Raw genomic sequence first — 15,463 nt, forward strand, 5'->3', positions numbered from 1 at the left:
AGAAAAGGGGTGGAAGTAGGCGCGTTGCGCCGGCCTTCGCTGGCTGCAGTTGGGGCGCTCGTACGGTGAACGGTGGCACGTGAGGGGGCTACTGCCAGCCGCCACCCACGGCCCGGTACAGCTCGACAGTGGCTTCGAGCTGGGTACGCTTGAGCGAGGCCAGCTCCAGCTCGCTTTGCAAGGCGTTGCTTTGGGCCGTGATAACTTCGAGGTAGCTGGCCAAGCCGCTGCGAAACAGCAGATTAGCGTTCTTGGTGGCCTCGCGCAAGGTGCGCACGCGGTCCGTGGCCAGGGCCTGCTGGGTCTGGGTGCGCTCCACCTGCCCGAGGGCATTCGACACCTCGCCCACGGCCACCAGCACCTGCTGGCGAAACTCAATAACGGTCCGCTCCCGGTCAATCTGGGCCTGCTGGTACTGGGTGCGCAGGGCCCCGCGCTGAAACAGCGGCTGCGTAAGCCCCGCGAAGGCTGTGCCAAACAACGAAGCCGGTAAGCTAAACCAGTTGCTGGCCTGGAAGGCGTTGAGGCCCCCCTGGGCCGTGATGCTCAGCGCGGGGTAGAGCTGGGCCTTGGTGTAGCCCACCGTGGCGTTGGCCCGATCCAGGGCCAGCTCGGCGCTGCGCACGTCGGGCCGGTGGGCCAGTAGGGCCGCCGGCACGCCGGCTGCGGCCACCACGGGCACCTGCAATGCCAGCAGGTTGCCGCTGCGGCGGATGTCGCCGGGCAGGCGCCCAGCCAGGATGCTCAGGGCGTTTTCCTGCACCGTAATGGCCTGCTCAAACTGCGGAACAAGGCCGGCCGCCGTGAGGCGCTGCGCCTCGATCTGCTGCACGGCCAGCGCCGTCACCTGACCCGCCGTGAATTGGAGCCGCGTGAAGCGCAAGGTGCTGTCGGTGAGGGCTACGTTGCGCCGGGCTACGGCCAGCTGGGTGTCCAGCATCAGCAGGTTGTAGTAGCCCTGGGCCACCTGCGCCACCACCTGGGTTTGCACGGCCTTGCGGGCCTCCTGGCTTTGCAGGTAGGCCGCCAGGGCTTCCTGCTTGCGGCTGCGGATTTTGCCCCAGATGTCGGCTTCCCAGCTCAGGGCCGCCGCCAGGTTGTAGTCCTCGATGTGCTTGGTCCCGAGAAACTGGGTGAGGGAAATGCCGTTCAGGCTGTTGCCCGAAGGCCGGTTGGTGGTCACGCCCGCTTGCAGCGTGACGGCCGGCAGGTAGCCCAGGCGGGCCTGCCGGAGGGTGGCCTGGGCCGAGGCGATGTTCTGGAGGGCCAGCTGCAAGTCGTTGTTGCGCACGGTGGCGCTGTCGAGCAGCTGCTGCAGGGCCGGTTCGGTGAAGAAGCTGCGCCAAGGCAGGCTGGCCACCGAGTTTGTATCGGCGGTAAGGGCCGTGCGGTAAGTTGCGGGCAAAGGCAGCGTGGGCAGGGGCACATCTTTCGACACCTTGCAGGCCGCTACGACCAGCAGGCTGGCCAGCCCCAGCACCAGACGGCGCCAGGGGGTAGTAGGAAGATTACTCATGGATATTAACTCGCCGTGGCGTGGGCCGGTACCCGGGCCGGCTTGGCCGGGGCGGGGTAGGGCGTGCCACTAAGGCGCTCGTTCAAACGTTGGAAAATCACGAATAGCAGCGGGATAAGGAACAGGCCCAGCACCACGCCCGTGAGCATGCCGCCCGCCGCCGCGATGCTGATGGAGTGGTTGCCCAGGGCTGAAGGCCCCTGCGCCCGCATCATGGGCAGCATGCCGACCACGAAGGCCAGCGAGGTCATCAGGATGGGGCGCAGGCGGGAGGCCGAAGCATTAAGCGCGGCCTGCACCAGCGGCTCACCTGCCTGGCGGCGCTGCAAGGCAAACTCCACGATGAGGATGGCGTTCTTGGCCAGCAGGCCGATAAGCATAATCAGGGCCACCTGCACGTAGATGTTGTTGGTGATGCCCGCAAAACCGATGGCGGCAAACACCCCGACCATGCCCGCCGGCAGCGAGAGCAGCACGGCAAACGGCAGGATGTAGCTCTCATACTGGGCCGCCAGCAGGAAATACACGAACACCAGGCACATGAGGAAGACGACGGTGGACTGCCCACCCGACGAGATTTCCTCGCGCGTGAGACCCGAAAACTCGTAGCTGTAGCCCGAGGGCAGGTGCGCCGCCGCGGCGGCCTCCACGGCCTTGATGGCGTCGCCGGAACTGTAGCCCGGCTTGGGCACCGCGTTAATGGTCAGCGAGTTGAAGAGGTTGAAGCGAGAGGCCGTTTCCGGCCCGTACACCCGCTTGAGGCGCACCAGCGTGCGCAGGGGCACCATCTCGCCCCGGTCGTTTTTCACGAACGCCCCGTTCAGGGCCGTGGGGTCGGCGCGGTTGGCCTGTTCAGCCTGCACAATCACGCGGTAGTACTTGCCGAAGCGGTTGAAGTCCGAGGCTTGAGCACTGCCAAAGTACGCCTGCATGGTTTGCAGCACGCGCTGCACGCTCACGCCCAACTGGGCGGCTTTCACTTCGTCTACTTCTGCTTCGAGCTGGGGGTAGTCGGCCCGGAATGAGGTAAAGGCCACACCGATAGCCGGCTGCTTCATTAGTTCGCCGATAAACTCCTGGCCTACCTGGCTGAGTTTGGGCAGCGGGCCGCCGGTGCGGTCCTGCAACACCACTTCCAGGCCTTCCACGTTGCCGAAGCCCGGCACGGTGGGCGTGGTAAACACGAAGGTATCGGCCCCCTTGATGGTCGCCGCCTTTTCGCGCATGGCCGCCATGATGGCGTTGATATCCTTCACCGCCCCCCGCTTCTCGGTGGGCTTCAAAATAACGAACAAAGTGAGGGCCGAAGAGCTGCTCGACGAGGTAAGGATGCTGAAACCCGAGAGCAGGTTGATTTTATCGACGGCCGGCATACCTTCCAGCTGCTGCTCGATCTGCAAGGCCACCTGGTTGGAGCGGTCCAAGGACGAGCCCGCCGGCAGCGCCATCGACATAACAATAAAGCCTTGATCTTCGGACGGGATAAAGCCCGAGGGCGTGCGCTTGGCCAGCCAGCCGGTGAGCACCGCCACCAGTACCAGGCCGCTCAGGCCTACCCACTTGTGGCGCACCAGAAATTTGATGCTGCCCACGTAGCGGTTAGTGAGCCGTTCGAAGCTGCGGTTGAAGCCCGCAAAAAAGCGGGTCTTGAACGTGCTTGGCGCAGCGTGCTCGGCGTCATGCGGTGTATGCTTGAGGAACAGCGCCGCCAGGGCGGGGCTCAAGGTCAGCGCGTTCACGGCCGAGATGATGATGGCAATGGCCATGGTGAAGGCAAACTGCCGGTAGAATACCCCGGTCGAGCCTTCCAGAAAGCCCACCGGTAAGAACACGGCGGCCATGACCAGGGTAATGGAGATAATGGCCCCGGTAATTTCGCTCATGGCGCTGCTGGTGGCTGCTTTCACCGAGTAGGTGCCTTCTTCCAGCTTGCTGTGCACGGCCTCGACCACCACGATGGCGTCGTCGACCACGATGCCGATGGCCAGCACTAAGGCAAAGAGCGTGAGCAGGTTGATGGAGAAGCCCACCAGCTGCATAAAGAAGAACGTGCCCACGATGGCCACCGGCACGGCAATGGCCGGAATCAGCGTGGAGCGGAAGTCCTGCAGGAAGAGAAACACCACCAGAAACACCAGGATGAAGGCCTCGATGAGGGTGTGCTCCACTTGCTCGATGGAGGCGTCCAGGGCCACTTTGGTGCTGTACATGGTTTGCTGCTTCACGCCTTGGGGCAAGTCTTTTTCCAGCTTCTGCATGGCCTTGCCCACGGCAATCTGCAGCTCGTTGGCGTTGGAGCCGGCCGACTGGAAGATACCGATGTTGATGCCCGGCTTGCCCGAGATGCGGACGTGGCTGTTGTAGGTGGTCGAGCCGAGTTCCACCCGCGCCACATCCTTGAGGCGCAGCATCGAGCCGTCGGCATTGGCCCGGAGTACCATGTTTTCGTAGTCCAGGGGCTGGCTGCGCTTGCCCTTGTATTTTATCACGTACTCAAACGCTTCCTGGCTGCTTTCGCCCAGGCGGCCGGGGGCGGCCTCCAGGTTTTTGTCCTGGATGGCGGCCATCACTTCGCCCGGGGTGAGGTTGTAGCTGGCTAGCTGGGCGGGGTTCAGCCAGATGCGCATGGAATAGGCGCGGTTGCCGCCGAACAGCGCCGTCGACCCCACGCCTGGAATGCGCTTGAGCTCGGGCACCAGATTGATTTGGGCGTAGTTGTCCAGAAACGTCTGGTCGTACTGCTTGGGGTCTTCGGAGTAGAGGTTGAGCAGCATCACGAAGCTGTTTTGCTGCTTGGCCACGGTCACGCCCTGCTGCACTACCTCGGCTGGTAGCTGGCTGGTGGCCTGCGCCACGCGGTTCTGCACGTTCACGGCCGCCTGGTCGGGGTCGGTGCCCAGCTGGAAGTTGACGCTGATTACCAGCGAGCCGTCGTTGCTGGCCGTGGAGCTCATGTACACCATGTGCTCGACGCCGTTGATGGCTTCTTCCAGTGAAGGGGCCACCGAGCGCAGCAGCGTTTCGGCGTTGGCCCCCGGATACACGGCCGTTACCTGGACGGCCGGGGGCGCAATGTCGGGAAACTGCTGGAGGGGCAGCTTCCACAACGCCAGCGCCCCCAGAATCACCAGCAGGATCGAGATGACGGTCGAGAGAACCGGCCGTTCAATAAATACTTTAAACATCTTGTTGGCAGCTTATTACAACGTAGAGGAAGCCGTGGCCTTAACCGCGGCGGCGCTGGCCGCAGCCGGAGCAGTGGGCTGAATGATCTGATTTTCCTGCAAGTGATCCACCCCCTGCAGCACGATCCGGTCGCCGTCTTTCACGCCCTCGCCCACCAGGTAGTTGGCGCCGCTTTTGCCCAGAATGGTGATGGCGTGGCGACTGACGCGGTTGCTGTCGCCCAGCGCGTACACGAACACTTTGTCTTGCAACTCAACCGTCGCGGCGGCCGGCACCAGCAGCACGTTGGGGTGCTGCAAGGGCAGGCGGATGGTGCCCGTGTTGCCCGAGCGCAGCAGGCCGTCGGCGTTGGGGAAGGTGGCCCGCAAGGTCACGGAGCCCGTCGTGCGGTCAAACTGCCCGGCCACCACGTCCACCTTACCCCGGGAGGGGTAGGTGCTTTGGTCGGAGAGCACCAAGGCCACCGGGGGCAAGTGCCGAAGCTTTTCCTGCAGGGTGCGGCCCGCATACTGGTTGCGGAAGGTGATGAAGTCGTCTTCGCCGAGGGCGAAGTAGGTGTGCACCTCGTGCACGTCGGAGAGCTGGGTCAGGGCCTGGGCATCGGTGGGGCTGACCAGGCTGCCCTGCTTGGTTTGCAGCCGCCCCAAGTAGCCGCTGACCGGAGCCGTAATGGTAGTATACCCCAGGTTGATGCGGGCGCTACGGACCGCGGCCTTGGCACGCTGCAGGTTGGCCTGGGCCACCGTGAGGGCCGCCTGGGCCGTTTTCAGCTGCACGTCGGAAACAACCTTGTTTTGCACCAGCGGCGCGTAGCGGTCCACCTCGACCTGCGCGCTGGTAACGGCCCCGGCCGCGGCCTGCTGGGCGGCCAGGGCATTGTTGAGTTGCTCGCGGTAGGGCGCGTCGTTGATTGTAAACAGCGGCTGGCCTTTGCGCACCGCCGCACCCTCCTCGACGAGAATACGGTCGAGCACGCCCGTTACCTGCGGCCGAATCTCCACGTTCACTACGCCTTCAATCGAGGCGGGGTACTCCTGATACGTGGTTTCGGTGCCGGTGTGCACCGGGGCCACCGGCAGGGCCGGGGGAGCCACAGCTTGTTGCGGAGCCTGCTGCTCGGTGCAGCCCGCCAGCAGCAGGGTGCCGGCCAAAAGAGAGGTTACTTTCATAAGGTAGGAGCCCAGGTAGAAGAGTAAGGGCGAGGTTGAGAGTGAGGAAGGGGAGAATAAACTGCCCTATTGCATAAACCAATAATTATATGTTTATGTGAAAGGGCAAAAAAAATCGCCCTAAAGGCTTTCCCGTATGCGGCGGCAAAGATACTTCACATAAATTCATAAGCAACCGATTATGTTTTTAAATAAAGAAAAACCCGTTGGGGCCGCCAACGGGTAACGGTATCTATAATGCTTACTGAGCAGCAGGGACTGGTTTGAGCAGTTGCAGAAAGTCCTCCAACTCCCGCAGCTTTTCCGGGTTGATGCGCAGGTACATATTCCGGCCTTCCTTGTGCGACTCGATCAGGCCCGAGTCAGATAGGGATTTGAGGTGCTGCGACATAGAAGGCTGACTGATGGGCACGCACGCATACAATTCGGTGCATCCCATCGTGTTGCCTTGGGCAATCTGCTGCACCAGGCGAAGACGGGTAGGGTCGCTCAGCGATTTGGCTAGCTTAACGAGGGACTTGATATCCATAGAAGGTAAAGGTACGCATTACTCAGGACTCATGCGCATGAGTTGATGTGTAGACAACCATGCGCCTATTGATAAAGTTCGACCATCAAGTAGGGCCCAGCCTTGGTAAACAGGTGGCATAACAGTATCAGCAAACTGCCTAACTGCTCATGACAAACGGGCTGGTATGGCAACTGGAAAACTTGCTAGGAAGCTACTCCGCTGTCACCTTCTAAGCAACCCTAGCCTGTCTTATCCTATGATGAGTTGACAGTTCTTACCTGATTTGTCGATTTAGCACCTCGGCTCTGGGTACTACAACAGCGAGGCCTCACTACTGACGAGTAGTGAGGCCTCGCTGTTTTTCACGTAGCAGCTATCTACTGCGAAAGGCATGCAGCTTTTAAGAAAGTAACCCCGCCTGCTTGGCGGCGCTGATGAGATTAGGAGCATTTTTGAGCGTGGCCAGCACAAAGCGTTTTGCGGACTCCTTTACCTCGTCTTTACTGATTTCGTGGGTTTCTTCCAGCACGAAGTCGCTTAGGGTTTTGAAAGCGTCGGTGAGGGCCTGACGCTTGGGCTGATCGGATTTTAACTGCTCATACACCAGAGCTATCTGGGCGTCAATCTTTTCGCGCCGAGAGCTAAAGACCGTATTATTCCCGACGTGCGGCTTTATTCTTTCCAGCAACTCCAGCAAAGGCAAAAGCCGGGTAGCCGTAGAAACCAGTAGTTTGTCGCGCTTACTAGCCGTGGCAGCGGGAGTAGCGTCGGGAGCACCGGCGGCAGCGGGAAGCCGCGCGGCGGGGGTACTTATTGTTCCTTCCGCTACCTGTGCACTGTCTTGTTGGGGTCTCATGGATAGATTACCAAACAACGAATAGAGGTCTGTTGACACTACGGCTAAAGTACTAGTATTCTCGGGGTTGAAAAAACTCCTGAATGCATCAAGCCCCGGCAGGTGCCGGGGCTTGGTAAGCAAAGCAACTTGTGGCGGGGCTGCACTTAAGCCCAGTGTTCCTGAATAAAGCTGGCATGATGCTCAAACTGCTGCCGCCAGTGAGGCTCGGCGTAAAAGTTCGCCCACACTCGCTTGTGAGGCACCGCCGTTAGGGGAACATCCTTGGCGTTTCGGAGCACGAAGCCACGCGCGGAGTCGAAGAATACGTAGGCGAAATACGATGGGCCGGTGTTGCCCGACTGCGTAAAGACCTGTACCACATCAGTTTCGTACAGCTCCTGCCCCGCAGCGTCCAGGATTCCGCTGGCTAGCATAACGCAGTTCTCGCGCTTGAAACTCACGTCTTTCAAATCATCCAGGGTCACCTCCCGTTTTCCCCCATAAGCCTCAATAGCATCGCCTACTTTCAGATTGTTGAGCATAGTACCTGTCAGGCCATGCCGAAGCCATTGACGGAATCGAACGGGGTGCTTCATGGAGAGAAGTAAGCAACGAGATAAGCGTAATCAGAGAAAGCACCGAAGGACACGGGCTGGCCTGACAGGCTGCTTCCAGACAAAAAAAGAGGTCTACTGAATAAAATCGGGGCGGATGAGATTCTCAAACGTGAAGATTTCATCCCACTTCTCCTGGCTCAGCAACTGGCGGTCGGTCACGGCAATATCATGCACCGTTTTGCCGGTTTTAAGGGCTTCCTTGGCAATTTCGGCGGAGGCTTCGTAACCTAACACCGGGTTTAGCTGAGTGACAATGCCGATGCTATTGCGCACCATGTTCTCGGCATGCTGAGCGTTGGCCGTAATGCCAACCACGCACTTCTCGCGCAGGGTATGGCAGGCGTTGGTGAGGTAGGAAATGGAAGTGAACAGGGCAAAGGAAATAACCGGCTCCATCACGTTGAGCTGCAGCTGGCCCGCTTCGGCCGCCATGGTCACCGTCAGGTCGGCCCCGATAACGTAGAACGCCGTTTGGTTAACTACCTCCGGCACTACGGGGTTTACCTTGCCAGGCATGATGCTGGAGCCCGGCTGCAAAGGCGGCAGGTTGATTTCAAACAACCCCGTGCGCGGCCCCGAGGACAGCAGGCGCAAATCATTGCAGATTTTGGAGAGCTTTACGGCCGTGCGCTTCAGCACCCCCGAAAGCTGCACGTAGGCGCCAGTATCGTAGGTAGCCTCAATGAGGTCGCCGGCCAGGCTCAGGTCGAGGCCGGTTACCTCGCGCAGGTACTTGGTTACGAGGTCGGCGTAGCCGTGGGGGGCGTTTACGCCGGTGCCGATGGCCGTGGCGCCCATGTTGATTTCGCTGATGAGGCGGCGGCTGTCCTCAATGCGCAGCAGTTCTTCGCGCAGGTTGGTGGCAAAAGCCTTGAACTCGTCGCCCATGCTCATGGGCACGGCATCCTGGAGCTGGGTGCGGCCCATTTTCAGCACGTTCCGGAATTCTTCGCCCTTGGCGGCAAAGGCATCGGCCAGCTCCCCGAGGGCCTTGCTGTAGCCCACCAGCTTGTTGCTGAGGGCTATACGAAAGGCGGTGGGGTAGGCGTCGTTGGTAGACTGCGAGCAGTTGACGTGGTTGTTGGGATGACAGAACTCGTACTCGCCCTTGCGCTTGCCCAGCAGTTCCAGGGCTACGTTGGCTATTACCTCATTGGCGTTCATGTTCACGGAGGTGCCGGCCCCGCCCTGAATCATATCGGTCAGGAACTGGTCGTTCAGGTCGCCGGAAGCTACCCGGTCGCAGGCGTTGATGATGCACTCAGCCATGGCCGAGTCCAGTACGCCCAGGTCGCGGTTGGCCATGGCGGCGGCTTTCTTCACGTAGGCCAGGGCCTGCACAAACAGCGGCTCCGATTTCAGCGGAATTCCCGTGATGTGGAAGTTTTCCAGGGCCCGCAGGGTCTGGATACCATAATATACTTCATCGGGAATAGCCCGTTCGCCAAGGAAATCGTGTTCAAGCCGGGTGGTTTGCATAGCAGAAAGCATGGGTGGAAAACAAGAGGATAGCGCGCTTAACCAACCAGGGCTTAGCGCGCGCATACAAAGCAAGCGCGAAGGTAGAAGGCTCGCTCCAAAGTTGAGGTTTGAAGCCGGGCAGCCACGGCATTGCCGAGCCTCTGTACTGCTTCCATTCCTCAGGGGTTGAGCTATTTCCAGAGGGCTTGATTTTAGCACTATTCTACCCTGTTTACCTTCTCCCAGCAGAAGCTGCGCCCTGGGCCGTTTCCGCTTACTTGCGCCTTCTCCCTACCCCCACCGTAGTGCAGCAACCTGCCGCCGGTTTTGATACCAGCCGGACCCTGTGTAGTATTGCTGATGGGCTTCCTGTAGTTGAGCAGCGCCTTGGTTATCTGATGCATTCTTACGCACCCGGCCTCCATATCCTGGCCACGTTCACGGCCCCGCCCCCTACCCTTCTCAATGCGCCGGCTTGCCGGGCCTTCTTTACTGCGCAGGTGGCCGCGCTGGGCCTTACCTGCGTGGGCGAAGCCTACCATGCTTTCCCGGAAGGTGGCTTCACGGCCGTGCTGGCGCTTACCGAGTCGCATCTGAGTATTCATACCTGGCCCGAGCACGGGTTAGCGACCTTCGACGTATTCCTCTCCAACTTCCGCCGCGACAACGCCGACCGGGCCCGGGAGCTGTACGCCGCTACGCTGGCTTTTTTCGGGGGCGAGGAACAGTCCAGAACGGAGGTGCGCCGATGAGTACACCGCTTACTCCCCCCGTAGGGCCTGCCCAGGTAGAGTGCCCAAACTGCTGGCACCAGGTTTCTTACTTTGATGCGGTGAACAGCGCCTTTTTTGGCTGCCCGCAGTGCCAGGCGTTCTTCGAGTATCCGGAGGTAGGCAAACCTAAGCTACTGCGCCAGTTCAAGGAAAAGCCCTACATGCAGCGCGTGCTACCCCTGGGAACCACGGGAACCCTGGAGGGCGAGCCCTACCGCGTAACGGGCTACATGTGGCGGCGCGAAGCCAAAACCACGGCGCACTGGGAGGAGTATCAGCTTCGGCACGAAAAAACCGGCGCTTACCACCAACTAGCCGTGTACCAGGGCCACTGGATGCTGATTGAGCCCACCGAGGAACAATACCGCGTGCAGCAGGAAAACAGCCGCCAGTCGTTCGTGGAAACCACTGACTCTACCTTTGTACTGTACAACCGCTACTCACCGCGCGTATTGTATGCCGAAGGCGAGTTCGACTGGAACGTGCTGGACGATGAAGCGCTGACTGTTTCGGAGTTCATCAGTCCGCCCCTGATGCTGGTGCGCGAACGAAACAAAAGCAAACGGGTCAGCTGGTTTCTGGCCCGCCACCTCGACCCGCTCGCTATCCAGAATGGCTTCGGCATTACCAACAGCCACATTCCTGCCCGGGTTGGCACCGGCGCCATCGAGCCCGCACCGGGCCAAGCCTCCTGGCCTATTCTACGCACCTTCTCGCTGGTTGTAGCACTGCTGGTAGTAGCTACCCACCTGTTTCTAATGGCCTGGGGCAACGAAACGGTGCTCGACGCCGACTTCATCAGCAGCCCCGCCACCGTGCCGCTGGCCCAGCCGGTAGGCAGCAGTAGCGACCGGCCCGTGCACGTTTCGCCCTCGTTTACGGTGCCTGGCAACGGTGCGCTTTCCATCCAGCTGTGGGCCAACGTGGACAACAGCTGGTTGGAGCTTCCCTTTACGGTAGTAAACGAGCAAACCGGTCAGCTGTTTGAGGTTACCCGCGGCATGGAATACTACCATGGGGTAGAAGGCGGCGAAAGTTGGAGCGAGGGTAGTACCCAAGCCGATGCGTTGCTTACCAGTGTGCCGGCCGGCCGCTACCACCTCAACTTCTACCCCGCCGCCGATGCCAGCAACCAGAACCCCGTTTCCTTCCGCGTAACGGTGCAGGCGCGGGCGTCCTTTGGCTCCAATGCCTTCTTGGCCTTGATTCTGCTGCTGCTCTACCCTGCTATTCAATACGCCCGGCGCTACTTCCACGAGCAGCGGCGCTGGGAAAACAGTGATTTTGGTCCCGTCTCTGCCGCATAAGTACTGTTTCCTACCCCATGGATTGGCTTCGCTCCCTCTGGAAAATTCGCTTTTACGCCTTGTTTGCTGTGCTCACCTACGGGGGCTTCCTGTGGTCAGGACTGCAGGGGAGGCGGTGGCTGGGCTCCGATGACGAAAACGAGGAAAACCTAAACGGCAACAGCCGTACCACCGGCTCCGGTGGCCGCAATAGCTTCTATCACAAATAGTGAATGAGCGAATGAGTGATTGAGTGAGTTGCCGTTATGCCGGTGCACGTTGCGCCCGAGCAAGCAGGCTCTTATTTCACTATTCGCTCTCCTTCACTCAGTCACCCATTCACCATTTCACTTTATGGAATACCTCAACTTCAAGCTTATTGCCGCTTCGGTTATTTACTCAGTAATCGGCATTGCCATTCTGGTTATCAGCTTCATCATTTTTGAGAAGATGACGCCGCGCACGCTTTGGCGCGAAATCATGGAGGAGCACAACACGGCTTTGGCCATTGTGGCGGGCGCCTTTATGCTCGCCGTGGCCCTGATTATCAGTTCGGCCATTCATGGATAAAGTACCCGTGCGCCGGGCGCGGCCGGCTGCTCCGGTAGCCGCCCCCCTCCCCGCTCCGGCCGATTACCGCCCGGCGTTGCTGCTGGGTTCGGTGTTTGTTATTGCTACCTGCGGGCTGATTTACGAGCTGATTGCGGGCACGCTGGCGTCCTACCTGCTCGGCGACTCCGTAACGCAGTTTTCTACCATTATCGGGGCCTACCTGTTCTCGATGGGCATTGGCTCCTGGCTCTCGCGCTACCTGGGCGGGTCGTTGCTGCGGTGGTTTATCCGGCTGGAAATACTGGTGGGGATAGTGGGCGGCTTCTCGGCGCCGCTGCTGTTCGTGCTGTTTGAGTACGTCACCTCGTTTCGGCTGATTTTGTACGCCCTGGTAGGCCTGACGGGCGTGCTGGTGGGGCTGGAAATTCCGCTGCTGATGCGGATTCTGGAAAACCGCTTCGAGTTCAAGGACCTCGTCTCGCGGGTGTTTACCTTCGACTACATCGGGGCCTTGCTGGCTTCGCTGATATTTCCGCTGGTGCTGGTGCCCCAGCTCGGGCTCATCCGGACATCCCTGCTCTTTGGGGCCCTGAACGTGGTAGTGGCCGGCATAGCCCTGTACCGTTTTCCTGAAACCCGGCCTTTCCGCCGGGGGCTTAGCGGGGCGCTGGTGGTTTCCTTGCTGGCCCTGGCCGTGGGCTTTGGCTACGCCGAACGCATCCAGACGTACACCGAAGGCTTAGCCTTTCAGGATCAGGTTATCTATTCCAAAAGCACTACCTATCAGCGCATTGTGCTCACCAAAAACCAGCGCGAGCTACGCCTGTTCCTCAACGGCAACCTGCAGTTCAGCTCCCTGGATGAATACCGCTACCACGAGGCCCTGGTGCACCCCGCCATGCAGGCCCTACCCCAGGCCCGTCGGGTACTGGTGCTGGGTGGCGGCGACGGCCTAGCCGTGCGCGAGTTGCTGAAGTACTCCCAACTCCAACGTATTCGCCTCGTGGATCTGGATGCGGGCATGACCCACCTGTTCCGCCACAACGAGATGCTGCTGGGACTGAACAAACGCGCTCTGCTCCATCCCAAAGTGGAAGTTATCAATGGCGACGCCTACCAGTGGGTGCGCCACGACACCACTCGTTACGACTGTATTGTGGTGGACTTTCCGGACCCGGGCAATTACTCTATCGGCAAGCTGTACTCGGCGGCGTTTTACCGGGAGTTGGAAAAACGGTTGGCGCCCGGCGGATGGGTAGTGGTGCAAAGCACCTCGCCGTACGTGGCCCGGCAGTCGTTCTGGTGTGTGTCCCACACCTTGCAGGCCGCCGGCTTTACTACCCTGCCCTACCACTGCTACGTGCCTTCGTTCGGGGAGTGGGGCTTTGTGCTGGCTGGCCGCAACGCCCACTGGCGCCCCGATGCTGGCCCCCTACCCCCTGGCCTGCGCTACGTAACGCCCGCCACCATCCGCGACATGCGCTTCTTCCCGCCCGATATGAGCGAAATTCCTACCGACATCAACCAGCTCAACAACCAGGCCCTGGTGCGCTACTTCGAGGAAGACTGGGGCCCGTACGTGCATTGATTTTGACCCTGGCACTATGGGCGTCGGATGTGCTGTCCTTATTTTAATATAGAACTGTCATGCTGAGCTTCGCGAAGCATCTCTCCTGCTTCGTTGCTGTTTACTAGCCCAGGGTTTACCCCCTGTTCTATGAGGAATTGCCGTTGCACCAGCAGAGCTAGCCAGCGGTAGAGTTGCTTCGCGGGGCTCAGCATAACAACCTGGATAAAGCATCCCTGCCGCCGTTCAACTTCACAAACTCACAACTTCACCACTCATGCCTACCCGGCGTAACTTTCTGAAGCAGGCCGCGGCGGGCGGGGCAGGGTTGCTGCTGGCGCCGCTAGCGGGGCTGCACTCCTGCGCGCCGGGCACTAGTCGTAGCCACATTCGGGGTAGTATGCACGGGGCCAACCACGCCACGGGCCATTTGCTGCGCGACGCTTCCCGGCTGCCAGCTCCTACCCATACCCGGCAGGTAGAGGTGCTGATAGTAGGCGGCGGGGTAGCTGGCCTGGCTGCCCGCCGGGAGCTGGCGCGGCGCGGCTTTCGGCCCGAGCAGGTACTGCTGGTAGAACTGGACGAGCAGCCCGGCGGCAACTCCCGCGCCGGCCGCAACGAGGTGACAGCCTACCCCTGGGGTGCCCATTACCTCCCCCTCCCCGACCCGCGCAACCACGAGCTACTGGCATTCCTACAGGAAGCGGGCGTCATTACGGGCACCGATGCGGCATCGGGCCTGCCCATCTATAACGAATACCACCTCTGCCACGACCCCGAGGAGCGCCTCTACCTGCGCGGGCATTGGCAAAACGGCCTCGTGCCGGAGCTAGGCGTGCCCCCGGAAGAAAAGCAGCAAATAGCTCGGTTTTTCAAGATGATTGAAGAAATGCGCGGCGCCGTAGGTGCTGATGGTCGCGACGCCTTCCGGATTCCGCTGGCCGAATCGTCGGCTGATGAGCAGTTCCGACGGCTGGATACGGTTTCGTTTGCGGCCTACCTGGACCAACACGGATTCACCAGCCCTCACCTGCGCTGGTACCTGGACTATTCGTGCAAGGATGATTACGGCGCCACAGCCGCTCAGGTATCAGCGTGGGCAGGCCTGCACTACTTTGCCTCGAGGAAGGGCCGCGCCCACAATGCAGTTGCTTCCGATGTGCTGACCTGGCCCGAGGGCAACAACTTTCTGGTGGAACAACTGCGCCGGCAGGCTACCTCTCCCATCCTCCCCAACACCGTTGCCTACGCCCTCCAGGAAACGCCCGGCGGCCTAGCCGCCGACTGCTACGACGTAACGACCCACCAAACTACCCGCGTTGAGGCTCGGCGCGTGGTGCTGGCTACCCCCTGGTTTATCACCGAGCGGCTACTGGCTGGGCTGCCGGCTACCCCGCTTCGGCCGCTAAACTGCCATCGTGCGCCCTGGGCTATTATTAACCTTACCGTAGATGGCTTGCCCCAGGGCCCCGGGGCGCCGCTGAGCTGGGATAATGTGCTTTACGGCACCGATTCGGTGGGCTATGTGAATGCCACCCACCAAAGCCTGAGCCTCAATGCGGGCGGCCCCAAGGTCATTACCTGTTACCTCCCCCTCCCCGCTGATAAACCAGCAGAGGCCCGCCAGCAAGTCTACCAAACCAGCTACGACGAGTGGGTGCGCCGCATGTTGGCCGAGCTGGAAACGGCCCACCCCGGCCTTACGCCCCACGTGCAGCGCGCCGATGTGTGGGTATGGGGGCATGGCATGGTAGCGCCTACCCCCGGCTTCGTGTGGGGCACGGCCCGCCAACAAGTCGCGCTACCCTGGCAAGACAAGCTGTTCTTTGCCCACACCGATTTAAGCGGCATTTCCATTTTCGAGGAGGGCTTTTACCAAGGCTTACGGGCCGCCGCAGAGGTAGCCGCCGTAGCCTGATGCGCTGTTTTTTCTCGTGCTAAACTGGAAACTTTACCTTCTTTACGAAACTTTCGTATTATTACGAAT

The 15,463-nt window shown here is 60.5% G+C and carries 13 protein-coding genes; 6 read left to right on the top strand and 7 right to left on the bottom strand.

The genetic code is table 11. The annotated features are described in order from the left end of the window. Positions 1-88 precede the first annotated feature (88 nt). The 7 genes from K3G63_RS09105 to aspA all read right to left on the bottom strand — a co-directional run bounded on the left by K3G63_RS09105 (position 89) and on the right by aspA (position 9,328). A complete protein-coding gene (locus K3G63_RS09105) occupies positions 89-1,516 on the bottom strand; it encodes a TolC family protein (protein ID WP_220613721.1) in 1,428 nt (475 codons plus the stop codon). Positions 1,517-1,521: 5 nt separating this feature from the next. Then, complete coding sequence (locus K3G63_RS09110; protein WP_220613722.1) at positions 1,522-4,701, bottom strand: efflux RND transporter permease subunit; 3,180 nt, start codon at positions 4,699-4,701, stop codon at positions 1,522-1,524. Positions 4,702-4,716: 15 nt separating this feature from the next. Beyond that, positions 4,717-5,871, bottom strand: coding sequence for an efflux RND transporter periplasmic adaptor subunit (locus tag K3G63_RS09115; RefSeq protein WP_220613723.1), 1,155 nt, complete (start codon positions 5,869-5,871; stop codon positions 4,717-4,719). Between the two features lie 241 nt (positions 5,872-6,112). After that, a complete protein-coding gene (locus K3G63_RS09120) occupies positions 6,113-6,400 on the bottom strand; it encodes a helix-turn-helix transcriptional regulator (protein ID WP_220613724.1) in 288 nt (95 codons plus the stop codon). A gap of 382 nt (positions 6,401-6,782) precedes the next feature. Continuing rightward, positions 6,783-7,238, bottom strand: coding sequence for a hypothetical protein (locus tag K3G63_RS09125; protein WP_220613725.1), 456 nt, complete (start codon positions 7,236-7,238; stop codon positions 6,783-6,785). A 146-nt stretch (positions 7,239-7,384) separates the two neighbouring features. Further along, the gene (locus K3G63_RS09130; RefSeq protein WP_220613726.1) at positions 7,385-7,816 is read right to left on the bottom strand and encodes a hypothetical protein; all 432 of its coding nucleotides are present in this window, start codon (positions 7,814-7,816) and stop codon (positions 7,385-7,387) included. Positions 7,817-7,909: 93 nt separating this feature from the next. Then, complete coding sequence (gene aspA, locus K3G63_RS09135) at positions 7,910-9,328, bottom strand: aspartate ammonia-lyase (protein ID WP_259404319.1); 1,419 nt, start codon at positions 9,326-9,328, stop codon at positions 7,910-7,912. A gap of 368 nt (positions 9,329-9,696) precedes the next feature. On the opposite strand from aspA, the gene K3G63_RS09140 reads away from it, so the two are divergent. The 6 genes from K3G63_RS09140 (at position 9,697) to K3G63_RS09165 (ending at position 15,394) form a co-directional block, all read left to right on the top strand. After that, entirely contained in the window at positions 9,697-10,050 is a 354-nt protein-coding gene (locus K3G63_RS09140; RefSeq protein ID WP_220613727.1) for an S-adenosylmethionine decarboxylase family protein, read from the top strand. Positions 10,051-10,130: 80 nt separating this feature from the next. Then, complete coding sequence (locus K3G63_RS09145; protein WP_220613728.1) at positions 10,131-11,378, top strand: DUF4178 domain-containing protein; 1,248 nt, start codon at positions 10,131-10,133, stop codon at positions 11,376-11,378. Positions 11,379-11,395: 17 nt separating this feature from the next. Continuing rightward, positions 11,396-11,587, top strand: a complete 192-nt coding sequence (locus tag K3G63_RS09150) for a hypothetical protein (protein ID WP_220613729.1) — start codon at positions 11,396-11,398, stop codon at positions 11,585-11,587. Between the two features lie 124 nt (positions 11,588-11,711). Further along, positions 11,712-11,927: a DUF350 domain-containing protein gene (locus K3G63_RS09155; RefSeq protein WP_220613730.1), complete on the top strand. Its 216-nt coding sequence runs from the start codon at positions 11,712-11,714 to the stop codon at positions 11,925-11,927. Further along, positions 11,920-13,497 (top strand): polyamine aminopropyltransferase, encoded by a 1,578-nt coding sequence (locus K3G63_RS09160; protein WP_220613731.1) that lies wholly within the window; start codon positions 11,920-11,922, stop codon positions 13,495-13,497. Before K3G63_RS09155 ends, K3G63_RS09160 begins: the two co-directional genes overlap by 8 nt. A 256-nt stretch (positions 13,498-13,753) precedes the next feature. Beyond that, a complete protein-coding gene (locus K3G63_RS09165; RefSeq protein ID WP_220613732.1) occupies positions 13,754-15,394 on the top strand; it encodes an NAD(P)/FAD-dependent oxidoreductase in 1,641 nt (546 codons plus the stop codon). Positions 15,395-15,463: the final 69 nt, after the last annotated feature.

Origin of the sequence: Hymenobacter sp. HSC-4F20 (assembly GCF_019599275.1) — a bacterium.
Taxonomy (GTDB): Bacteria; Bacteroidota; Bacteroidia; order Cytophagales; family Hymenobacteraceae; genus Hymenobacter.